1 protein-coding gene is annotated in these 2,283 nt (G+C 75.2%); it reads left to right on the top strand.

Translation table 11 applies throughout. The annotated features are described in order from the left end of the window. Positions 1 to 23 precede the first annotated feature (23 nt). Entirely contained in the window at positions 24 to 2,234 is a 2,211-nt protein-coding gene (locus ACWGH1_RS13030) for an ArnT family glycosyltransferase (protein ID WP_453408672.1), read from the top strand. Positions 2,235 to 2,283 lie beyond the last annotated feature (49 nt).

A 2,283-nucleotide genomic window follows, 5' to 3' on the forward strand; every position in this document is an offset into this window, starting at 1 on the left:
ACCCCCCCGCAGGACCACAACCGATGCCGCGGGCCGCAGGCCCCCTGTCCCCCCCCCCCCCGCGGGCCCCCCCCCCCCCCGCGGCGGCGACCGGCCGGCCCCACTGGGAACGCCCCGCGTACGCCGTGCTCCTGTTGCTGACCGCAGTCCTGCTGCTGTGGGACCTGGGCGCCTCGGGCTACGCGAACTCCTTCTACTCGGCGGCGGTCCAGGCGGGAGCCGAAAGCTGGAAGGCCTTCTTCTTCGGCTCCTCCGACGCCGGGAACTCGATCACCGTCGACAAACCCCCGGCCGCCCTGTGGCCGATGGCCCTGTCGGTGCGGCTCTTCGGGCTGGGCGGCTGGCAGATCCTGGTGCCGCAGGCGCTGATGGGCGTCGGCACCACAGCGGTGCTCTACGCCGCCGTAAGGCGCCAGTTCGGCCCCGTGGCCGCGCTACTGAGCAGCGGGGTGTTCGCGCTGACGCCCGTGGCGGCCCTGATGTTCCGCTTCAACAACCCCGATGCGCTGCTCACCCTGTTGATGACCGTCACCGTGTACTGCGTCCTGCGGGCGCTCGACGGAGCTCGCACCGGCTGGCTCGTCGGGGCCGGCGCCGCGGTCGGATTCGCCTTCCTGACCAAGACGCTCCAGGCCTTCGTCATCCTGCCGCCCCTGGCGGTGCTGTACGCCGTATGCGCGCCGACGCGGCTGCGCAGGCGGCTGGGCCAGGTACTGCTCGCCGGACTCGCGATGGTGGTGGCCGGCGGGTGGTGGGTGGCCGTGGTGGAGCTGTGGCCCGCCGCGTCCCGCCCCTACATCGGCGGTTCGCAGAACAACTCCTTCCTGGAACTGACCCTCGGCTACAACGGGCTGGGCCGGATCAGCGGCAACGAGACCGGCAGCGTCGGCGGCGGCGGACGCCCCGGCGGGGGCACGGGCGGAGGCTGGGGAGAGACCGGCATCGACCGGCTGTTCGCGACCAACATCGGCGGTCAGATCTCCTGGCTGCTCCCGGCGGCCCTCGTCATGCTGCTCGCCGGCCTGGCCATCACCTGGCGGGCCCGCCGGGCCACGGACTCGCTGGAGGGCATGGCCCGGGCCGCCTTCCTGGCCTGGGGCGGCTCACTGCTGATCACCGGTCTGGTCTTCAGCTACATGCAGGGGATCTTCCACGAGTACTACACCGTGGCCCTCGCGCCCTACGTGGCCGCGCTCGTCGGCATGGGCGTCGCCGTGCTGTGGGAGGAGCGGGGCAGCCGGGCCGCCTCCCTCACCCTCGCCGGGACGCTCGCACTCACCGCGTACTGGGCCTTCGTGCTGCTCGGCCGCGCCACGGGGTACCTGCCGTGGCTGCGCTGGACGGTGCTCGGAGCGGGTCTCGGCGCAGCCGTCGTGCTGCCGTTCGCCGCGCGGCTGGGCCGCAGGGCGCTGCTGGCAGTGGCGGGGCTCGGCCTGGGCGCGGCCCTCGCGGGGCCGCTGGCGTACTGCCTGACCACGGTGGACACGCCGCACGCGGGATCCATCGTGACGGCCGGACCGGCGGTCGCGGGTGGTGGCGGCCCGGGCGGCCGGGGCAGGCGCGCGTTCTACGCCCCCGGCGGTGGCCTGCCGCAAGGCATCGGCGGGCCCCAGGTGCCGCCCGGAGGCCGGCCCGCCGGGGCTCCCGGCGCCAAGGGCCCCGGCGGGGCCGGTGCGCGGGGTACCGCTCCCGGCGGTCCCGGCGGGCTGCTGGGCGGCACGAGGGCGAGCGCCCAGGCCACGGCTGCGCTGCGGGCCGGCGCCGGGCGCTACATGTGGGCGGCGGCGGCCATCGGCTCGCAGAACGCGGCGAGCTATCAACTGGCCTCGGGCGCGCCCGTGATGGCGATCGGCGGCTTCAACGGCAGCGATCCCTCGCCGACCCTGGAGCAGTTCAGGGCCTACGTGAAGGCCGGCCGCGTCCACTGGTTCATCGGCCAGAGCGAGAACCAGGCCCAGGGTGGCCCCCAGGCCCAGGCCCAGCCCCAGGCCGGACCTCAGGCCCAGCCCCAGGCCGGACCTCAGGCCCAAGGCCAGCAGCCGCAGGCCCAGGCTCCGACCCCGACCCAAGGCCGGGCCGACGGCGGGACCAGTGGCACCCGACGCGCGGCCGGCGGCCCGGGCGGTGGCACCAGCAGTGCCATCGAAAGCTGGGTGAAGGCCACCTTCAAGGCCACCACGGTCGGCGGGGCCACCTTCTACGACCTCACCGCGCCCGCCACCGGCACGCCCTGATCCCGCCCGGACCCCGAAACGGCCGGGTGCCGCGGACGAGGAGCTCGTC

The organism is Streptomyces sp. NPDC054883 (assembly GCF_053610645.1).

What these genes read in the sequence shown, in the direction of transcription:
- ACWGH1_RS13030 (WP_453408672.1), top strand. Translation starts at nt 24, where the DNA reads ATGCCGCGGGCCGCAGGCCCCCTGTCCCCCCCCCCCCCGCGGGCCCCC.